The following is a 19144-nucleotide window of genomic DNA, read 5'->3' as shown; positions in this document are numbered from 1 at the left end:
AAAGGTGCTCATCGAGCACCTTTTTTTGTTTCCAGCCGGCTCCCGCACACGGCGGGTTGCGCCGGCGGGCTGTATGGATATACAGTTGGCGCCAGTTTTCTCATCGCGCGTCCTGCCCGCCCCCAACCCGTGACCCTGGACCTTGCCTCCCCGGCTGAATCTGCCGAAGCCGCCACCCCTGACGCCGACGCGGTGCCAGCCTACCTGTCCCGGCTCAACCCGGAGCAGCGCGCCGCGGTCGAACACGGCAGCGAGGCGCCGCTGCTGATCATCGCCGGCGCCGGTTCGGGCAAGACCAATACGCTGGCGCACCGGGTCGCGCACCTGGTGCTGGGCGGCGCCGATCCGCGCCGCATCCTGCTGCTGACGTTCTCGCGCCGCGCGGCCGCCGAGATGGGCCGGCGCGTCGAACGCATCGTCGACCAGGCGCTGGGCACCAGCACCGGCGCCGGGCGCGCGGCGCTGCAGTGGTCCGGCACCTTCCACGCCATCGGCGCGCGGCTGCTGCGCGAATATGCCGAGACCCTGGGCCTGTCGCCGGCCTTCACCATCAGCGACCGCGGCGATTCCGCCGACCTGATGCACGTGGTGCGCCACGACCTGGGCCTGTCCGAGACCGCCAGCCGCTTCCCGAAGAAGGAAACCTGCCTGTCGATCTATTCGCGCGTGGTCAACACCCAGGCGCCGCTGGAAGACGTGCTCAGGCAGCAGTTCCCGCGCTATGCAATGTGGGCCGACGCGCTGCGCACGCTGTTCGCCGGCTATGTCGAAGCCAAGCAGAAGCAGCACGTGCTCGACTACGACGACCTGCTGCTGTACTGGGCGCAGGCCATGGCCGAGCCCGCCATCGCGCAGGACATGGGTGCGCGCTTCGACCATATCCTGGTCGACGAATACCAGGACACCAACGCGCTGCAGGCGTCGATCCTGCTGGCTCTGCGGCCCGATGGCCGCGGCCTGACCGTGGTCGGCGACGACGCGCAGTCGATCTACGCCTTCCGCGGCGCCACCGTGCGCAATATCCTCGATTTCCCCGCGCAGTTCACGCCGGCGGCGCAGCAGGTCACGCTGTCGCAGAACTACCGCTCGACCCAGCCGATCCTGCAGGCCGCCAATGCGGTGATCGGGCTCGCGGCCGAGCGCTATACCAAAGACCTGTGGTCCGAGCGCCAGTCGGCCGAGAAGCCCGGCGTGATCGTGGTCAACGACGAGGCCGACCAGGCACGCTTCGTGGTCGAGCAGGTGCTGGCACGGCGCGAGGCCGGCCTGGCGCTGATGGCGCAGGCGGTGCTGTTCCGCGCCGCCGACCACAGCGCGCAGCTGGAGATCGAGCTGGCGCGGCGCAATATCCCGTTCGTGAAATTCGGCGGGCTCAAGTTCCTGGAATCGACCCACGTCAAGGATGTGCTGGCGGTGGTGCGCTGGCTGGAAAACCCGCGCGACCGCATGGCCGGGTTCCGCACGCTGCAGCTGCTGCCGGGCATCGGCCCGAAGACCGCGGCACGCGTGCTCGATGCCATGGCGCTTGCGACCGAGCCGCTGTTCTCGCTGCAGGAATTCGAGCCGCCGCCGGCCGCCGCGCCCGCGTGGGCCGACCTGCTGACGCTGGCGCGCGCGCTGATGGCGCCGACGTCGCCGTGGCCGTCGGAATTCGAGCAGGTGCTGGCCTGGTACACGCCGCACCTCGAACGCCTGCACGACGATGCCCCCGCGCGCCAGGCCGACCTGCAGCAACTGGAGCGCATCGCCGCCACCTACGGCGCGCGCGAGCGCTTCCTGACCGAGCTGACGCTGGACCCGCCCAGCGCGTCCAGCGACGAATCCGGCGTGCCCTCGCGCGACGAGGATTACCTGATCCTGTCGACCATCCATTCGGCCAAGGGGCAGGAGTGGAAGGCGGTATATGTGCTCAATGCCGTCGACGGCTGCATGCCGAGCGACCTGGCCACCGGCACCACCGAAGAGATCGAGGAAGAGCGGCGGCTGCTGTATGTGGCGATGACGCGGGCGAAGGACCACCTCGATGTCATCGTGCCGCAGCGGTTCTACGTGCACCAGCAGGTGGGCTTCGGCGACCGGCATGTGTATGCGTCGCGCACGCGGTTCTTGCCGAACAAGGTGATGCCTAACTTCTACAGTCGCTCGTGGCCGCCGCCGCCGATGCCGGGGGAAGGCGCGGTCAAACCCGCGCTGGCGCCGGTGGACCTGGCGGGTCGGATGCGGAATATGTGGCGCTGAGCAGCGCCGCCCGGCTTACGCCACCTTCTCCAGCAGCAACCCCTTCAGGTACTCCCCTTCCGGGAACGCCGCCAGCATCGGATGATCCGTGCCCGCGGATAGCCTGCGCAGGATGCGCGCATCCGCCCGCGCATCGGTTACCGCGCCGGCGACGATCTTCTGGAACAGCTCCATGCTGATCGCTCCGGAGCACGAGTACGTGAACAGCAGCCCGCCCGGGCGCAGCAGCTGCGTGCCGACCAGGTTGATCTCCTTGTAGGCGCGCGCAGCACGGTCGATATGCTGCGCCGACGGCGCGAACTTCGGCGGATCCAGCACGATCAGGTCGAACTGGCGGCCCTCGGCGCGAAATTCGCGCAGCGTCTTAAACACGTCGGCATCGAGCCAGGCCGCGCGCCCGGGATCGAAGCCGTTCAGCGTCACGTTGCCCGCGGCGATCTTCAGCGCCTCGCCCGACGAATCGATCGACGTCACCGCTTTCGCCCCGCCGCGCAGCGCGGCCAGCGAGAAGCCGCCGGTATAGCAGAAGCAGTTGAGCACCTCGCGCCCTTCGGCGAGGTCGCCGACCAGCTTGCGGTTGTCGCGCTGGTCGACATAGAAGCCGGTCTTGTGGCCGTTGCGCACATCGACGTAATAACGCACGCCGTGCTCGGTCACCGACAGCGCCGGATCGGGCTCGGCGCCGGCGAGCACGCCGGTCACCAGCTCCAGCCCTTCGCGCTGGCGGACCGCGGCGTCGGAGCGCTCGTAGACGTTGGGACAGCCGGTCTCCTTGATCAGCGCCTGCACGATCGCGGTCTTCCAGTGTTCGACGCCGGCCGAATTGAACTGGCACACCAGCTGGCCCGAGGCGCCGTTGCCGTAGTAGTCGACGATCAGGCCGGGCAGCCGGTCCGATTCGCCGAAGATCAGCCGGACGGCATCGCTGTCCCGCACCCACTGGCGCCGGTAGGCGATGGCCGCCGCCACGCGGCGCTTGAACAACGCATGGTCGACCGGTTCGTTCTCGTCGAAGGTCCACACGCGCGCGCGGATCTGCGATTCGGGGCTGTAGGCGGCCTTGGCCAGGAAACGGCCGTCGGCGGCGCGCACGATCACGGTGGCGCCCGGCTCGCAGCGGCCTTCGGTGGTAGCGATGCCGGTGGCATAGATCCACGGGTGGCGGCGCAGCAGGGATTTTTCCTTGCCGGGTTTCAGGGTGATGGTGTTCATGTTGGTATGGGAGTTGGCATGCCGCAGCGGACACGTTGCCACGGCTGCGGAAGGCTCCCCTCTCCCGCCTGCGGGAGAGGGGTTGGGGGAGAGGGCAGGAGCTTCAGACGAAGTGGAGCGCGTCAGGATGCGCGCGCCTGCCGTCTCCCCCGGCCCCTTTCCCGCGCACGGGAGAGGGGAGCAAACAGAGCGGGAGAGAAACGTCGGCGCGTTACAGCACCACCTTCACCATCGGATGCGAAGTCAGTGCCCGGTACAGGTCATCCAGCTGCTCGCGGCTGGTGACCCAGACCGTCACGGTCAGGCCCAGGTAGTTGCCCTTGCTCGACGGGCGCATTTCCATCTTGCCGGCGTGGAAGTCCGGATCGAATTCCTGCACCAGGGCGACGATGGCTTCGGCAAAGCCGTCCTGCATCGCCCCCATCACCTTGATCGGGAAATGGCTGGGGTATTCGATCAGCGACTGCTCCGGCGGAATATCGCCGGGCTTGTTGCCGCTGCCTTGGTTGTCGGTCGTCATCTCGGATTCTCCGGCGCGAGCAGGCGCGCCGCGTGGCGCACCGGCTCGCGCGCATTCAGGTCACTTGCGCTTGAACCACAGGCGGATGGTGTCCCACAGGCGGCCGAAGAAGCCGGCCTCGGGCACCTCTTCCAGCGCCACCACCGGGAATTCGGCCACCTTGTTGGTGCCGTCCATCAGCTTGACCATGCCCACCTGCTGGCCCGCCGAGATCGGCGCGATCAGCAGTTCCTGGCGCTCCAGCACGGGCTTGAGGCGTCCGCCGGTGCCCTTGGGCACGGTGACGAAGGTCTCGTTCTGCACGCCGATCTTGACCGTGCCGCTCTTGCCCTTGTAGATGTCCGGCGTAGCCAGCACCTGGCCCTTGTCGTACAGGCGCAGGGTGTCGAAGAACTGGAAACCGTAGTTGAGGATCTTCAGGCTTTCCTGGGTGCGCACCTGTTCGGTGGTGGTGCCGATCACGATCGAGATCAGGCGGCGCGAGCCGTCCGGCACGTTGGCCAGCGGCCGCTTGGCCGACGAGATCAGGCAATAGCCGGCGGACTTGGTGTGGCCAGTCTTGACGCCGTCGACGGTCGAGTCGATGTACAGCAGGCGGTTGCGGTTGGGCTGCCTGATCTTGTTATAGGTGAACTCCTTCTGCGAGTACATGCTGTAGTACTCGGGGAAGTCCTTGATCAGGCGCGTGGTCAGCGTCGCCAGGTCGACCGCGGTGGTGTAGTGGTTGGGGTCGGGGATGCCGTCGGTATTGGTGAAGTGGGTGTTCTTCATGCCCATGCGCTGGGCCTCGCGGTTCATCATCGCGACGAAGCCCTCTTCCGAGCCGCCCACGGCCTCGGCCAGCGCCAGCGCGGCGTCGTTGCCCGACTGCACGATCAGGCCCAGCAGCAGGTCCTGCACGGTGACCGGCTTGTTGGGCTCGATGAACATGCGCGACTCGTCGCTTTTGACCTTGAGCACCAGGTTGGTCGGCACCACGGCCTGGTCCAGTGTCAGGCGCTTTTCCTTGAGTGCCTCGAACGCCAGGTAGGCGGTCATCAGCTTGGTCAGCGAGGCCGGCTCGATGCGCGCATCGGCGTTCTGCGAAGCCAGGGCCTGGCCGCTGGTGACGTCATACAGCATCCACGACTTGGCTGCGACCTGCGGCATCGGCACGCCCTGCGCCAGTACGGCGGCGGGCGCGGCGGCCAGCACGACAGCGGCGGCGATGGCGGCGGGAGCAAAGGCGGACGAAAGGCGTGTCGTGGCTCTATTCAGCATGTTTCTGTTTTCCGACAGTAAGAAGGTGGCGCGGGAAGGTCCGGGCGGGCGGCGTGCCGGCCTTACCGGTCCCACGCATTGACGACGAGCTGCTTGATCAGGTGCAGCTTGCGGTGAAAGAAATGGTCGGCACCGGGAATCACGATCACCGGCAGCTCCTGCGGGCGGGCCCAGTCGAACACGCTGGCCAGCGGCACGGTGTCGTCCTGTTCGCCATGGATCACGATGGTGTCGGCAGGCACCTGCGCGACTTCCCAGCGGCTGGCGGCGGTGCCCACCAGCACCAGGCGCTGCACCGGCGTGCCGGCCTCGGCCAGGCGCCGCGCCACATGGGTGCTGACGAAGCTGCCGAACGAGAACCCGCCCAGCGCCAGCGGCAGCGTCGCGGCCTGCGCCGACCACGCGGTCTGCTGGCGCATCCAGGCCGCCACGGCGAGCAGGTCGTCCTGTTCGCCGATGCCGTTGTCATGCTCGCCGGCGGTCGCGCCGACGCCGCGGAAGTTGGGGCGCACGGTGGCATAGCCCAGCTGCACGAAGGCGCGCGCCAGCGTCTGCGCAACCTTGTTGTCCTTGGTGCCGCCGAACAGCGGATGCGGGTGCGCCACCAGCGCCAGCCCGCGGGGCTCGCCTTGCGGCAGGTCCACCGACACGTCGATCGCGCCGACGGGGCCGGCGATGGAAAGTACCTGGGTATGCGCGTTCATAAGGCGTTCTGGAGCGATCAGGAGGCCGGCAGGCTCGGGCGTGAAAGCAGGCGGGAAATCCCGGGGCAAAAATGAAAAAACCGTCCGGCGTGCGGGCGGCGGGGTCTGGCATCGGCGCTGCGGCATCGGCGGCGCCGCGCACTGCGTTCTCGTTCAGCGGTCCACCATCAGCGGTCCACCATCAGCCGCTCGACCGGCTTGCCCTTGAGCAGGTGGCTGTCGATGATTTCATCGATGTCATGCTCGTCGACATAGGTGTACCAGATGGCCTCGGGGTAGACCACCAGCACCGGGCCGAGTTCACAGCGGTTCAGGCATCCGGCCTTGTTGATCCGCACGCGGCCTTCGCCGCCGGCGATGCCCAGTTCCTTGCAGCGCTTCTTGGCGTATTCCTGCATCGCCTTGGCGTTGTAGTTGGCGCAGCAGTTCTCGCCGGCCTCGCGCTGGTTCAGGCAGAAAAAGACGTGGTGCTGGTAGTAGCTGCGCATGCGTACGGTGTGAAGACGGCCCCGGACGGCGGCACGGCCCGGACGGCATTGAACGGAAGCTCGGAATTATACGGCGTTGCGAGCGCCAGGCCGCGATATGCGGCAGGTTCGGGCGCGCCGCCTTTCGCCACCAGCCGCCATCAGGTGGCGCCTCGCGCACCCTGTGCCCGCCCGCCATTCCGGATCGCCGGAGCCGCGCCGTCCGGGATTCCGGAATCCCGGAGGCCCGGCGCCCGGCCGCCGCCGCCCTTTCCTTGTGAATCAACCAGTTAGCGATACCGGTTGGACTGGCATGCCGGTTGCGAATTCCCGCCCCTGAACGCGCCGCAACCGTGACGGCGCGCGCCCGCGCGGACCCGCCCGGGTACGGTCAACACCGAGGACGACATCATGAGGAAACCCTTCTACAAGATCCTGTACGTGCAGGTCCTGTTCGCCATCTGCATCGGCATCCTGCTCGGCCACTTCTGGCCCGACACCGGCGTCGCCATGAAGCCGCTGGGCGATGGCTTCATCAAGCTGATCAAGATGATCATCGGCCCGATCATCTTCTGTACCGTGGTGACCGGCATTGCCGGCATGAGCGATATGAAGAAGGTTGGCCGCGTCGGCGGCAAGGCGCTGCTGTACTTCGAGGTGGTGTCCACCTTCGCGCTGCTGATCGGCCTGGGCGCCGCGCACCTGCTCAAGCCGGGCGTGGGCTTCAATATCGACCCGGCCACGCTCGACACCAAGGCCATCGCCCAGTACGTGTCGAAGGCGCACGGCCAGAGCACGGTCGAGTTCCTGATGCACATCATCCCCGACACCGTGTTCAGCGCCTTCGCCAACGGCGACATCCTGCAGATCCTGCTGGTGTCGCTGTTCTTCGGCGCCGCGCTGGCGGTGCTGGGCGAACGCGCCCGCATCGTGGTGCAGCTGATCGAGCAGGTCTCGAAGGTGTTCTTCCATATCGTGCACGTGATCACCAAGGTGGCCCCGATCGGCGCCTTCGGCGCGATGGCGTTCACCATCGGCAAGTACGGCCTGGGCTCGCTGGTGCCGTTGCTCAAGCTGATCGGCACCTTCTACTTCACCGCCATCGTCTTCGTGCTGGTGGTGCTGGGCACGATCGCACGCATGACCGGCTTCAGCATCGTGCGCTTTATCGCGTACATCAAGGAAGAGCTGCTGATCGTGCTGGGCACCAGCTCGTCCGAGGCGGCGCTGCCGCACATGATGGAAAAGCTGGAGAAACTGGGCTGCTCCAAGTCGGTGGTGGGGCTGGTGGTGCCCACCGGCTACTCGTTCAACCTCGACGGCACCAACATCTACATGACCATGGCGGTGATCTTCATCGCGCAGGCCACCGGCATCGAGCTGACGCTGATGCAGCAGCTGACCATCCTGGCGGTGGCGATGATCACCTCCAAGGGTGCCAGCGGCGTGACCGGCTCGGGCTTCATCACGCTGGCGGCAACGCTGGCCGTGGTGCCGACCATCCCGGTGGCGGGCATGGTGCTGATCCTGGGCATCGACCGCTTCATGAGCGAGTGCCGCGCGCTGACCAACATCATCGGCAACGGCGTGGCCACGGTGGTGGTGTCGGCATGGGAACGCGAGCTCGACCGCAAGCGCCTGGCGCGCGTGCTGCAGCACGGCGCCGGCGACGATGCCGACACGCTTGGCGAAGCCGGCCAGCGCGCCGCCTGAACCGGCCGCGCTCGTGGCCGCACCTGCGGCCGCCCCCGCGCGCGCGGCTGCCCCGGCCGCGCGCCAGCGGGTATCATCGGCGCGACACCCCTCGCGCGCGCCGATGCCACACTCCGACGACTTTCTCGCCGTGCATGACCCCGCCGCCACCCGCCCGGTGCATGCGCCGGCGGCCGGCAGCGGGCGCTGGTGGGGCTTTGCCGTCGCCCTCGCCGCGGGCCTGCTGCTGCTGTGCGCGCTGACCTGGCTGGTCTCGGTCCAGCGCGGCCTGGCCAGCCTGCAGCAAGGCACCGCCACGCGTGCCGACCGCTACGCCGCCACGCTGGAAAGCACCCTCGACCGCTACGAGTTCCTGCCCGCGCTGGTTTCCCTGCATCCCTTCGTGCGCGGACTGCTGGCCGCCCCCGACGACGCGCAGCGCGTCGCCGCCGCCAACCAGTACCTGGCCGAGGTCAACCGCCGCGCGCATGCGTCGGCCACCTATGTGATCGCCGCCAACGGCATTGCGCTGGCGGCCAGCAACCACGGCCAGCCCGGCAGCTTCGTCGGCACCGACTACCGCTTCCGCCCTTACTTCCAGACCGCCGCGAGCGGCAAGATGGGGCGCTTCTACGCCATCGGCATCACCAGCGACGAGCCCGGCTACTACATCGCGCAGCCGATCGAGTCCGGCGGCAGGGTCATCGGCGTGACCGTGGTCAAGCTCAACCTCGAGTGGTTCCAGCGCGCCGGCAGCGGCGCCGAGCCGCTGATGGTCAGCGACGACCACGGCGTGATCTTCCTGTCGTCGGTACCGGCATGGCAGTACCGCACGCTGCGCCCGCTGCCGCCGGCGCTGCGCGCGGAGATGGAGCAGACCCGCCAGTACCACGGCCGCGCGGTGACGCCGCTGCCGCTGGAGCCGCTGGCGTCGCCGGTCACGCGCTGGCTGGCGGACACCACGCTGCCCCGTGGCGCGCGCCTGGTGCGCGTGCGCGACGAGGCCGCGGCTGGCCGCACCACCTTCGCGCCGGACGGTGCCGAACGCGCCGACCGCTACCTCGAACTGAACCGCACCGTGGGCCCGGCCGGCTGGACCATGCAGGTGATGGCGCCGCTGGACCCGGTGCTGGCCAACGCGCGCAACGCCACCGTGGCCGCGGCGCTGGCCTATGCCTGCATCTGCCTGCTGCTGGTCAACTGGCGCCAGCGCCGCCAGCGCGCGCGCGACATGCAGTACAGCCGCCGCTTGCTGGAGGCTGCCTACGACCAGCTGGAGCGTCGCGTCGAGGCCCGCACCGCCGACCTGATGGCGATCAACGAAAAGCTGGAAGACGAAGTGGCCGAACGCACCCGTGCCGAAAGCGAATTGCGCGCGGCCCAGGACGAGCTGGTGCAGGCCAGCAAGCTGGCCGCGCTGGGACAGATGGCGGCAGGCATCACGCATGAGCTGAACCAGCCACTGGCGGCGCTGCGCACGTTTTCTGACAACACTCGCGTGCTGCTGGCGCGCGGCCAGCTGGACGCGGCCGAAGGCAACCTGTCGGCCATCGCCGGCCTGACCGAGCGCATGGGCAAGATCACCGGCCAGCTCAAGCTGTTTGCCGGCAAGGCCCGCCCGGTGCGCCGCCCGGTAGCGCTGCGCGCGGCGGTCGACCACGTGCTGGCGCTGCTGGCGCCGCGGCTGGGCGCGGTCACGGTGAGCGTCGCCGGGCTCGATGACGCGCCCGCGCTGGCGGTGCGCGCCGACGAGCTGAAGCTGGAACAGGTGCTGCTGAACCTGCTCGGCAATGCGCTGGATGCGATCGCCGCGGCCGCGCCGGCACAGGGCCGCATCGATGTCGACGTGCAGGCCGGCGAGCAGGCGGTCACCATCGTCGTGCGCGACAACGGCACCGGCATCGCGCCGGAAGCGCTGCCGCGCCTGTTCGAACCCTTTTTCACCACCAAGGAAACCGGCCAGGGCCTGGGCCTGGGGCTGGCGATCTCGTCGTCGATCGTGCGCGAGTTCGGCGGCCAGCTCAGCGTCGCCAATGTTCCCGGCGGCGGCGCGCAGTTCACGCTGGTGCTCGCGCGCGCGCCCGCCATCGATACCGCGCCCTCGGTTTCCGCGTCACCATGAGTACTGCGATGCAAGACGGTCTGCGTGTCCTGTTTGTCGAAGACGAGCCGCTGGTGCGGCAGGCCACCGCGCAAAGCCTGGAGCTGGCGGGCTTCCGCGTGCTGGCGCTGCCCTCGGCCGAGGCCGCGATCCCGCACCTGCACGGCGCCTTTGCCGGCGTGGTGGTCACCGACGTGCGCCTGCCCGGCGCCAGCGGGCTGGACCTGCTGCAGCACTGCCGCAACGCCGCGCCCGGCGTACCGGTGATCCTGGTGACCGGCCACGGCGACATCACCATGGCGGTACAGGCCATGCGCGAAGGCGCCTATGACTTCATCGAAAAGCCCTTCGGCGCCGACCGCCTTACCGACACCGTGCGCCGCGCGCTGGAACGCCGCGCGCTGGAACTGGAAAACCAGGCGCTGCGCCGCGAACTGGCGGGGCCCGCCGCCGGCACGCGCATCATCGGCCGATCTCCGGCAATCGAGCAGGTGCGCGCGCTGGTGGCCAATGTCGCGCCCACCGACGTGCCGGTGATGATCAACGGCGAAACCGGCACCGGCAAGGAACTGGTGGCGCGCAGCCTGCACGCGCTGTCCGGGCGCGCCGAGGGGCCCTTTATCGCACTGAACTGCGGCGCGGTGCCCGAGGCCATCTTCGAGAGCGAGATGTTCGGACACGAGGCCGGCGCCTTCACCGGTGCCGGCAAGCGCCGCATCGGCAAGCTCGAGCATGCGTCCGGCGGCACGCTGTTCCTCGACGAGATCGAAAGCATGCCGCTGGCGCTGCAGGTCAAGCTGCTGCGCGTGCTGCAGGAAGGCTCGCTGGAGCGGCTGGGGTCGAATGCCTCGGTGAAGATCGACGTGCGCATCGTCGCCGCGGCCAAGGGCGACATGGACGCGCTGGTGGCGCAGGGCTCGTTCCGCGAAGACCTGTACTACCGGCTCAATGTCGTCACCATCGCGCTGCCGCCGCTGCGCGAGCGGCGCGAGGACATCGTGCCGCTGTTCGAGCATTTCTCGCTGGTGTCGGCGGTGCGCTACCAGCGGCCCGCGCCAATCCTGTCCGAGGCGCAGCGCCAGGCGCTGGCCCAGCGGCCGTGGCCGGGCAACGTGCGCGAGCTGCGCAATGCCGCCGACCGCATGGTGCTGGGCGTGCCCGAGGGCGGCCAGGCCGGCGCGCAGGCGGCGGGCCCCGACGAAAGCGCACCGCTGCGCGAGCGCATGGAACACTTCGAGCGCGCCGTGATTGCCGACGCGCTGGCACGCACCGGCGGCGCCGTCAGCCAGGCAGCGGACCTGCTGCAAGTGGGCAAGGCCACCCTCTATGACAAGATCAAGCGCTACGGACTGTGATGTCATGCACGCTTCATCGCGCTGCCACGGCACCGTCACATTGGCGGCCTATGCTTCGTGGGCGGCTGCGGCATTGGCAGGTGCCCGCCGTGTGTATCAGTCTTCGTGGTAATTGATGGCCCCGCGCATGCGGGGCGTTTTTTTGCTGCGTCGAGTTCGGATGCAGCGCCGCCGCGCCGCTTCACACCCGCCACACATTGCCCTCACCCCGGCCGGCCAGACTGGAGCCCTTCGCTCTCCGGGAACCGCCATGCCCTCCTTCGACTACGACCTCGTCATCGCCGGCGCCAGCTTTGCCGGTGCCGCCTGCGCCCTGGCCGCCGCGCGCGCCGGCCTGCGCGTGCTAGTGCTGGAACGCAAGACCGATCCGGGCGACAAGCTCCACACCACCGGCATCCTGGTCAGGGAAGCGATCGAGCAGACCTGGCTGGGCCAGGCGCCGGCCGACTGCGTGCATCGCGTCGAGCAGGTGAAGCTGTACTCGCCGCGGCTGCGCAGCCTGAACCTGAGCGCGCCCGGCTACTACTTCCACACCACCGACACGCCGCGCCTGATGCGCTGGCTGGCCGCGGAACTGGTGCGCCACCGGGTCGAGCTGCGGCTGGGCCAGGCCTTCGTCGGCGCGGTGCCGCGCCACGGCGGCTGGCATGTCACCGGCGTGGGCCATACGCGCTACCTGGTCGGCGCCGATGGCGCGCAGTCGCGCGTGGCGCAATGCGCCGGGCTCGGGCGTGTGCACAGCGTTTTGTATGGCGTGGAATATGAATTCCCCGGACTGGCGCTGCCCGAGCCGGACGCGCTGCACTGCTTCATCACGCGCCGCTTCGCGCCCGGCTATATCGGCTGGATCGCGCAGAACCCCACCGGCGTGCAGGCCGGGCTGGCGCTGCGCTACCGGCCTCGCCGCGGCCGCGCGCCGGACCTGGACGGGCTGCTGGCGCACGTGCGCGAGCGCGCCGGCCTGCCGCAGCTGGCGCAGCCGGCGGCGACGCGCGCCGGGCTGATCCCGTGCGGCGGCCCGGTGTTGCCGCTGGCGCGCGATGGCGTGATCCTGACCGGCGACGCCGCGGGCATCGTGTCGCCGCTGACCGCGGGCGGCATCCACTATGCCTTTGCCCATGGCGAGTCGGTCGGCGACGCCGTGGCCGCGCACCTGCTGCGCGGCGGGCCCGCACCGGAAGCCGTGGCCAGCGCCAGCGCGCCGCGCTTTCGCGCCAAGCGCGCGCTGCGCTGGATGTTCGAGCGCTTCCAGTGCGACTGGCCGTTCGACCTGATGCTGTATTCGCCGCCGCTGCGCCGGGCCGCGGAGCAGATCTACTTCCACCAGCGCGGCGCGCAATCGGCGCAATCGGCGCCGCCGGCGCGCGCAGCGGCCAGCGCCTGAACGGCTAGAATGCCAGGCATGGAACAACCGCGCATCCTGGTGGTGGAAGACGAGCAGGCCATCGCCGACACCATCCTCTATGCCCTGCGCACCGACGGCATGCTGGCCGAGCACTGCACGCTGGGCGGCGACGCGCTCGCTTGCCTGCGCGCCGCGCAAGCCGACCTGCTGATCCTGGACGTGGGGCTGCCGGACCTGAGCGGCTTCGAGGTCTGCCGCACGCTGCGCACCTTCAGCGATGCGCCGGTGATCTTCCTGACCGCGCGCCACGAAGAGATCGACCGCATCGTCGGGCTGGAGATCGGCGCCGACGACTACGTGGTCAAGCCGTTCTCGCCGCGCGAGCTGGCCGCGCGCGTGCGCGCCATCCTGCGCCGCGCCCGCGGCGGCGGCGCCACGGCAAAACCAGGCGAGGCGGCCGGCTTCACCCATGACAAGGACGGCGCCCGACTGGCCTACCACGGCCACTGGCTGGCGCTGACGCGCTACGAATACCTGCTGCTGGCCTGGCTGGTGGCGCATCCCGGGCGGATCTACTCGCGCGCGCAGCTGATGGACGCGGTGTGGGCGGGCGCGCTCGACACCAGCGACCGCACCGTCGACACCCATATCAAGACCCTGCGCGCCAAGCTGCGCGAGGTGTCGGCCGAGGGCGCCGAGCGCATCCGCACCCATCGCGGCATGGGCTATTCGCTGGCGCCCTGAGCGCGCGCCATGCATATCGGCCTGCGCATCTTCTTCGGGTTCTTCCTGATCGTGGGCCTGGCCACGGTGCTGACGCTGCGCGTGTTCGTGCAGGAGGTCAAGCCGGGCGTGCGCCAGGCCATGGAAGACACGCTGATCGATACCGCCCACGTGCTGGCCGCGCTGGCCGCCGACGACCTCAAGGCCGGCCGCATCGCCGACGGTGCTTTCGCCCGGCATATGGCGGCGCTGCGCGAGGTGCCGGTCAATGCCGAGGTCTCGGGGCTGCACAAGGACAGCATCGGCTACCGCGTCTACGTCACCGATGCCAGCGGCATCGTGCGCTTCGACTCCACCGGCACCGACGTGGGTCGCGACTATTCGCGCTGGAACGACGTCTACCTGACGCTGCGCGGCAAGTACGGCGCGCGCAGCACGCGCGCCGACCCCGCCGACGAGGACAGCACGGTGATGCACGTGGCGGCGCCGGTGCGTGACGTCGACAGCAATGGCGAGCGCATCATCGGCGTGCTGACCGTGGCCAAGCCCAATGCGGCGATGGCGCCGTTCATCGCGCGCAGCCAGCGCAAGATCCTGCTCTATGGCGGCCTGCTGATCGGCACCGCCTGCGTGATCGGGCTGGCCTGCACGCTGTGGCTGATGCATGGACTGAGCCGCCTGCGCGGCTACGCGCGCGCGGTGGCGGCCGGCGAGCGCGCCGAGATGCCGCTGCGCGGCGCGGGCGAGCTGGCCGAGCTGGGGCGCGCGGTGCAGGGCATGCGCGAGCGGCTGGAAGACAAGCAGTATGTCGAGCACTACATCCACACGCTGACGCACGAGATGAAGAGCCCGCTGGCCGCCATCGGCGGCGCGGCGGAGTTGCTGCAGGAAGAGATGCCGGCGGCCGACCGCCAGCGCTTCGTCGCCAATATCCGCACCCAGTCCGGACGGCTGGAAACCATGATCCGCAAGCTGCTGGCGCTGGCCGAGGTGGAACAGCGCCAGCGCCTGGAAGTGCGCGAGCCGGTGGCGCTGGCGCCGCTGCTGGCGCAGCTGTGCGCCGAACTGGAGCCGCGCGCGCGGCAGCGCGGCGTCGCGCTGCAGTGCGCCGGCGGGGACGGCCCTGGCCACGTCGCCGGAGACCCGTTCCTGCTGCGCCAGGCCATCGCCAACCTGCTCGACAACGCCATCGACTTCGCCCCGCCAGGCACCGCGGTCACGGTGCTCCTGGAGCGCCGCGGCGACGCACTGGCCATTGCCGTGGCCGACCAGGGCCCCGGCATTCCCGACTACGCGCTGCCGCGCGTGTTCGAGCGCTTCTACTCGCTGCCGCGCCCGCACGGTGCGGACAAGAGCACCGGCCTCGGCCTGTGCTTTGCGCGAGAGGTCGCAACGTTGCATCATGGCGACGTGACGGTGGCCAACCGTCCGGGCGGCGGCGCGCTGGCCGAGCTGGTGCTGCCGGCGGCCTAGCGCCCCGCGCCGGCCGGACCGGCATAGACTGGGGCTTCTAACGTGACCGCGCTGAAACTCCCTATAATCGAACGACCGTTCACTTAGGGCACTTCCCATTGCCCGCCAGTAGTCCAGGAGACACCATGCCCGCCGCCAAGCAACTGCCCCAGGCTCTGCAGAACCTGGCCCTGCCCGTGATTGCCTCGCCCATGTTCATCGTCAGCTATCCCGAGTTGGTGCTGGCGCAGTGCAAGGCCGGCATCGTCGGTTCGTTCCCCGCGCTCAATGCGCGTCCGGCAGAGCTGCTCGACGAGTGGCTGACGCAGATCGAGCAGGAACTGGCCGCGTTCAGGGCCGCCCACCCCGGCGCACCGGTCGGCCCGGTCGCGGTCAACCAGATCGTCCACAGCTCCAACGCGCGCCTGGAGCATGACATCAAGGTCTGCGTCGAACACAAGGTGCCGATCTTCATTACGTCGCTGCGCGCGCCGCCCAGGGAGCTGATCGACGCCGTGCACAGCTACGGCGGCATCGTGCTGCACGACGTGATCAGCCTGCGCCATGCCGAGAAGGCAATCGAATCCGGCGTCGACGGCCTGATCCTGGTCGCGGCCGGCGCCGGCGGCCATGCCGGCATGCTGTCGCCGTTCGCGCTGGTGGGCGAGGTGCGCAAGATCTTCGACGGCCCGATCGCGTTGTCCGGCTCGATCGCCACCGGCGAGGCGGTGCTGGCCGCGCAGGCCATGGGCGCCGACTTCGCCTACGTGGGCACGCGCTTCATCGCCTCGCAGGAAGCCCACGCGGCCGAGTCGTACAAGCAGTCGATCACCAGCTCGGCCGCCGCCGATATCGTCTACACCAACCTGTTCACCGGCGTGCACGGCAACTACATCCGCGAAAGCATCAGCAACGCGGGCCTGGACCCGGACAACCTGCCGGTGGCCGACAAGAGCAAGATGGACTTTTCCAGCGGCAGCTCCAAGGCCAAGGCGTGGAAGGATATCTGGGGCGCCGGCCAGGGCGTGGGCCAGATCCACGACATCCCCAGCGCCGGCGAAATCGTCGCGCGCATGAAGTCGGAGTACGATGCCGCCAAGGCGCGGCTGGGCATCGCGCGCTGACCGATACCTTACCGGGCCGCGTTGCGGCCCTTTGTCCGACCATTGCCCCCTTCCAACTCCGACCTTTCGCCCGATCCTGACGCCGCGCCCAGCCATCGCCAGCGCGTGCTGCGCGCCGCCTGGGTGGCGCTGGGCGGCCTGTGCCTGCTGCTCGGCGTGATCGGCATCTTCCTGCCGGTGCTGCCGACCACGCCCTTCGTGCTGCTGGCCGCGGCATGCTTCGCGCGCGGCTCGCGGCGCTTCCATGAGTGGCTGCTGGGACATCCGCGCTTCGGTCCGCTGGTCGGCGACTGGCAACGGCACCGCAGCATCCCCTTCAAGGCGAAGTGCCTGGCGCTGTCGATGATGTGGCTGTCGATGGGAACCACGGCGTGGCTGCTGCGCGGGCGCCCGCTGGTGTCGGCGGCGTTGCTGGCGTGCGCGGTGGGGGTGAGTGTGTGGATGGTGCGGCTGCCGACGCGGCCGACAGAGGGCGGGAAGACTTGAGGCTTTCCGGACTGGCGACGGCCTTTACTTCGTGGAGGCTCCTGCCCTCTCCCCCGGCCCCTCTCCCGCGCGCGGGAGAGGGGAGCTAATGCCAGGGATATAGGCAAGCTCCACCGTTCTCGGATTCCGGCGGTTTGCTCTCCTCTCCCGCCTGCGGGAGAGGGGCCGGGGGAGAGGGCCAGCGCGTCAACGAAGTCAGGCGCTCGCCTGGCAGGCTCACTCAATCGTACTTGCGCGCATCCTCGATCAGCCGCCCGTCCTGCGGCAACGAGCCCGCCGCCACGAACGCCACCTCGCCGCGCAGCCGCATCACCTCGCGCAGCGACTCCGCCACCGCGCGCTGCAGCTCGGCGTCTTGACGCGTGGCCTCGCAATGCAGCGTCATCACGTCGGCGCCCGGATCGCCCGTCACCACCAGCCGCGCCGCGCGAATTTCCGGATGGCGCCGCAGCACGTCGGCCACCTGGCCCGGATGCACGAACATGCCCTTGACCTTGGTGGCCTGGTCGGCGCGTCCGAGCCAGCCTTTTAGGCGGATATTGGTGCGGCCGCACGGGCTGGGCCGCTGCGACGACGCGGGCACCACCGCCGACAGGTCGCCGGTGCCGAAGCGGATCAGCGGATAGTCGCCGTTGCCCAGCACCGTCACCACCACCTCGCCGGTCTCGCCTTCCGGCATGGGCCGCGAGCCGCCGGGCTCGACGATCTCGACCAGCACGCCCTCGTCCACCACCCAGCCGTCGCCGCCTTCGGTTTCATACGCGATCAGGCCGACATCGGCGGTGCCGTACATCTGCTGCACGCGCACCCCGCGATCCCGGAACCAGTTGCGCAGCGACGGCGGCAGGGCCTCGCCCGAGACCAGCGCCTTGGCCAGGCTGGTGCAAGGCGTGCCGAGTTCATCGCCGCGCTCCAGCAGCAGCTTGAGGAACGACGGCGTGCCGGCATAGGCGGCCGGCTGCAGGCTGGCCAGCGCCTGCACCTGCGAATCGGTCTGGCCGACGCCGGCCGGGAACACGCAGCAGCCCAGCCGGTGGGCGCCGCTTTCCATCATCATGCCGGCCGGCGTGAAGTGGTAGGAGAAGGTGTTGTAAACCAGGTCGCCAGCGCGAAAGCCGGCGGCGTGCATGGCGCGCGCGGTGCGCCACCAGTCCGCGTCATGGCCGTCGGGTTCGTGGATCGGGCCGGGCGACTGGAACACGTGGCGCAGCTTGCCCAGCGGCGTCGCGTTGAGCCCGCCCAGGGGCGGCAACGCGCGCTGGCGCGCGCTCAGGTCCGACTTGCGCGTCACCGGCAGCTCGGCCAGCGCCGCGCGCGAGCTCAGCAGGCGCGGATCGACGCCGCCCAGCAGCTCGGCAAAGTAAGGCGCGTGTTCGCGCGCGTGGGCCACCTGGCGTGCCAGGGCGGCAAGGAGCGCCTGCTCGCGGACTTCCGGCGCGCGGGTTTCGAGCGGATCGAAGTGTTCGGGCATGATCAGTGCTGCCGTGGATGGCAAAGGTTTGCATGAATGGTCGGGCGTTTCCGAGAAGGGCGCAGAGACCGCCGCGAGCGGGCCGTAGCGAGTCCGAGAAGCGCAGCCGTACACCGGTACGGCGAGCATCGCAGGGCTCGATACGGCACGCGCAGCCGGTCTATGCGTCCTTCTCAGGCGAGCCAGCGCTTGCGGCGGCGGTAACTCTTGACGTCGCGGAACGACTTGCGGCCGGCGCCGTCGGCGTCGTTGGCCGCCACGCCGAGGTAGAACTCCTTGACATCCTCGTTGGTGCGCAGCGACTCGGCGTCGCCATCCATCACCACGCGTCCGTTCTCCAGGATGTAGCCGTAGTCGGCGTAGCGCAGCGCCACCATGGTGTTCTGCTCGGCCAGCAGGAAGCTGACGCTTTCGCGCGAGTTCAGGCCGCGCACGATCTCGAAGATCTCCTCGACGATCTGCGGCGCCAGGCCCATCGACGGCTCGTCGAGCAGGATCATCGCGGGCTTGGCCATCATGGCCCGGCCGATCGCGCACATCTGCTGCTCGCCGCCCGAGGTGTAGCCGGCCTGCGACTTGCGGCGCGTCTTCAGGCGCGGGAAGTACTCGTAGATCTTCTCCAGCTCGTCGCGCGTCTGGCCGCGCGACAGGCCGCGCGTGTAGGCGCCGGTGAGCAGGTTTTCCTCGATGGTCAGGTGCGCGAAGCAGTGGCGCCCCTCCATCACCTGGATCACGCCGCGGCGCACCAGGTCGTTGGGCGTGAGCTGGTCGACGCGGTCGCCGCGGTATTCGATCGAACCCTTGGTGACATCGCCGCGCTCGGCCTGCAGCAGGTTGGAAATGGCCTTGAGCGTGGTGGTCTTGCCCGCGCCGTTGGCGCCCAGCAGCGCCACGATCTTGCCCTCGGGCACTTCGAGCGAGACGCCCTTGAGCACCAGGATCACGTGATCGTAGATGACTTCGATGTTGTTGACGGACAGGAGGCTCATGGTGC

Annotated in this window: 16 protein-coding genes; 9 read left to right on the top strand and 7 right to left on the bottom strand. The window is 69.3% G+C overall.

The features are described 5' to 3' along the window. Positions 1-129: 129 nt before the first annotated feature. Complete coding sequence (locus RALTA_RS01215) at positions 130-2238, top strand: ATP-dependent helicase (RefSeq protein WP_012351585.1); 2109 nt, start codon at positions 130-132, stop codon at positions 2236-2238. Between the two features lie 15 nt (positions 2239-2253). On the opposite strand, the gene RALTA_RS01210 is transcribed toward RALTA_RS01215, so the two are convergent. From RALTA_RS01210 to RALTA_RS01190, 5 genes are all read right to left on the bottom strand, one after another. Further along, positions 2254-3450, bottom strand: coding sequence for a class I SAM-dependent rRNA methyltransferase (locus RALTA_RS01210; protein WP_041232042.1), 1197 nt, complete (start codon positions 3448-3450; stop codon positions 2254-2256). A gap of 211 nt (positions 3451-3661) precedes the next feature. Then, a complete protein-coding gene (locus RALTA_RS01205) occupies positions 3662-3970 on the bottom strand; it encodes a YbeD family protein (protein WP_012351583.1) in 309 nt (102 codons plus the stop codon). A 60-nt stretch (positions 3971-4030) separates the two neighbouring features. Then, positions 4031-5230: a D-alanyl-D-alanine carboxypeptidase family protein gene (locus RALTA_RS01200; RefSeq protein WP_012351582.1), complete on the bottom strand. Its 1200-nt coding sequence runs from the start codon at positions 5228-5230 to the stop codon at positions 4031-4033. 62 nt (positions 5231-5292) lie between these two features. Next, on the bottom strand, positions 5293-5934 hold the full coding sequence (locus RALTA_RS01195) for an alpha/beta hydrolase (RefSeq protein ID WP_012351581.1): 642 nt from the start codon (positions 5932-5934) through the stop codon (positions 5293-5295). A gap of 167 nt (positions 5935-6101) precedes the next feature. Beyond that, complete coding sequence (locus tag RALTA_RS01190; RefSeq protein ID WP_012351580.1) at positions 6102-6422, bottom strand: (2Fe-2S) ferredoxin domain-containing protein; 321 nt, start codon at positions 6420-6422, stop codon at positions 6102-6104. Positions 6423-6812: 390 nt separating this feature from the next. Here RALTA_RS01190 and RALTA_RS01185 point away from each other — a divergent pair, with 390 nt between their 5' ends. From RALTA_RS01185 to RALTA_RS01150, 8 genes are all read left to right on the top strand, one after another. Next, positions 6813-8114, top strand: a complete 1302-nt coding sequence (locus tag RALTA_RS01185; RefSeq protein WP_012351579.1) for a dicarboxylate/amino acid:cation symporter — start codon at positions 6813-6815, stop codon at positions 8112-8114. Between the two features lie 103 nt (positions 8115-8217). Beyond that, a complete protein-coding gene (locus RALTA_RS01180; protein ID WP_012351578.1) occupies positions 8218-10215 on the top strand; it encodes a sensor histidine kinase in 1998 nt (665 codons plus the stop codon). Between the two features lie 8 nt (positions 10216-10223). Continuing rightward, positions 10224-11549, top strand: coding sequence for a sigma-54-dependent transcriptional regulator (locus RALTA_RS01175; protein ID WP_041232041.1), 1326 nt, complete (start codon positions 10224-10226; stop codon positions 11547-11549). Positions 11550-11799: 250 nt separating this feature from the next. Next, complete coding sequence (locus RALTA_RS01170; RefSeq protein WP_012351576.1) at positions 11800-12933, top strand: NAD(P)/FAD-dependent oxidoreductase; 1134 nt, start codon at positions 11800-11802, stop codon at positions 12931-12933. A 9-nt stretch (positions 12934-12942) separates the two neighbouring features. Then, positions 12943-13638 carry a two-component system response regulator CreB gene (gene creB, locus RALTA_RS01165; RefSeq protein WP_012351575.1) on the top strand — a complete coding sequence of 232 codons (696 nt, stop codon included), beginning with the start codon at positions 12943-12945 and terminating at the stop codon, positions 13636-13638. A 9-nt stretch (positions 13639-13647) separates the two neighbouring features. Further along, complete coding sequence (creC, locus tag RALTA_RS01160) at positions 13648-15090, top strand: two-component system sensor histidine kinase CreC (protein WP_012351574.1); 1443 nt, start codon at positions 13648-13650, stop codon at positions 15088-15090. A 125-nt stretch (positions 15091-15215) separates the two neighbouring features. Further along, positions 15216-16193, top strand: a complete 978-nt coding sequence (locus RALTA_RS01155) for an NAD(P)H-dependent flavin oxidoreductase (protein WP_012351573.1) — start codon at positions 15216-15218, stop codon at positions 16191-16193. A 42-nt stretch (positions 16194-16235) separates the two neighbouring features. Next, positions 16236-16679 (top strand): YbaN family protein, encoded by a 444-nt coding sequence (locus tag RALTA_RS01150; RefSeq protein WP_167330445.1) that lies wholly within the window; start codon positions 16236-16238, stop codon positions 16677-16679. Between the two features lie 220 nt (positions 16680-16899). Here RALTA_RS01150 and RALTA_RS01145 read toward each other — a convergent pair whose 3' ends face one another. Beyond that, positions 16900-18150, bottom strand: coding sequence for a phenylacetate--CoA ligase family protein (locus RALTA_RS01145; RefSeq protein ID WP_012351571.1), 1251 nt, complete (start codon positions 18148-18150; stop codon positions 16900-16902). Between the two features lie 173 nt (positions 18151-18323). After that, the gene (locus RALTA_RS01140) at positions 18324-19139 is read right to left on the bottom strand and encodes an ABC transporter ATP-binding protein (RefSeq protein WP_041232039.1); all 816 of its coding nucleotides are present in this window, start codon (positions 19137-19139) and stop codon (positions 18324-18326) included. Positions 19140-19144 lie beyond the last annotated feature (5 nt).

The organism is Cupriavidus taiwanensis LMG 19424 (assembly GCF_000069785.1).
In the GTDB taxonomy this organism is placed as follows: domain Bacteria; phylum Pseudomonadota; class Gammaproteobacteria; order Burkholderiales; family Burkholderiaceae; genus Cupriavidus; species Cupriavidus taiwanensis.
Note: the sequence above shows the minus strand (reverse complement) of the source record. Positions and strands in the feature narration are given on the sequence as shown.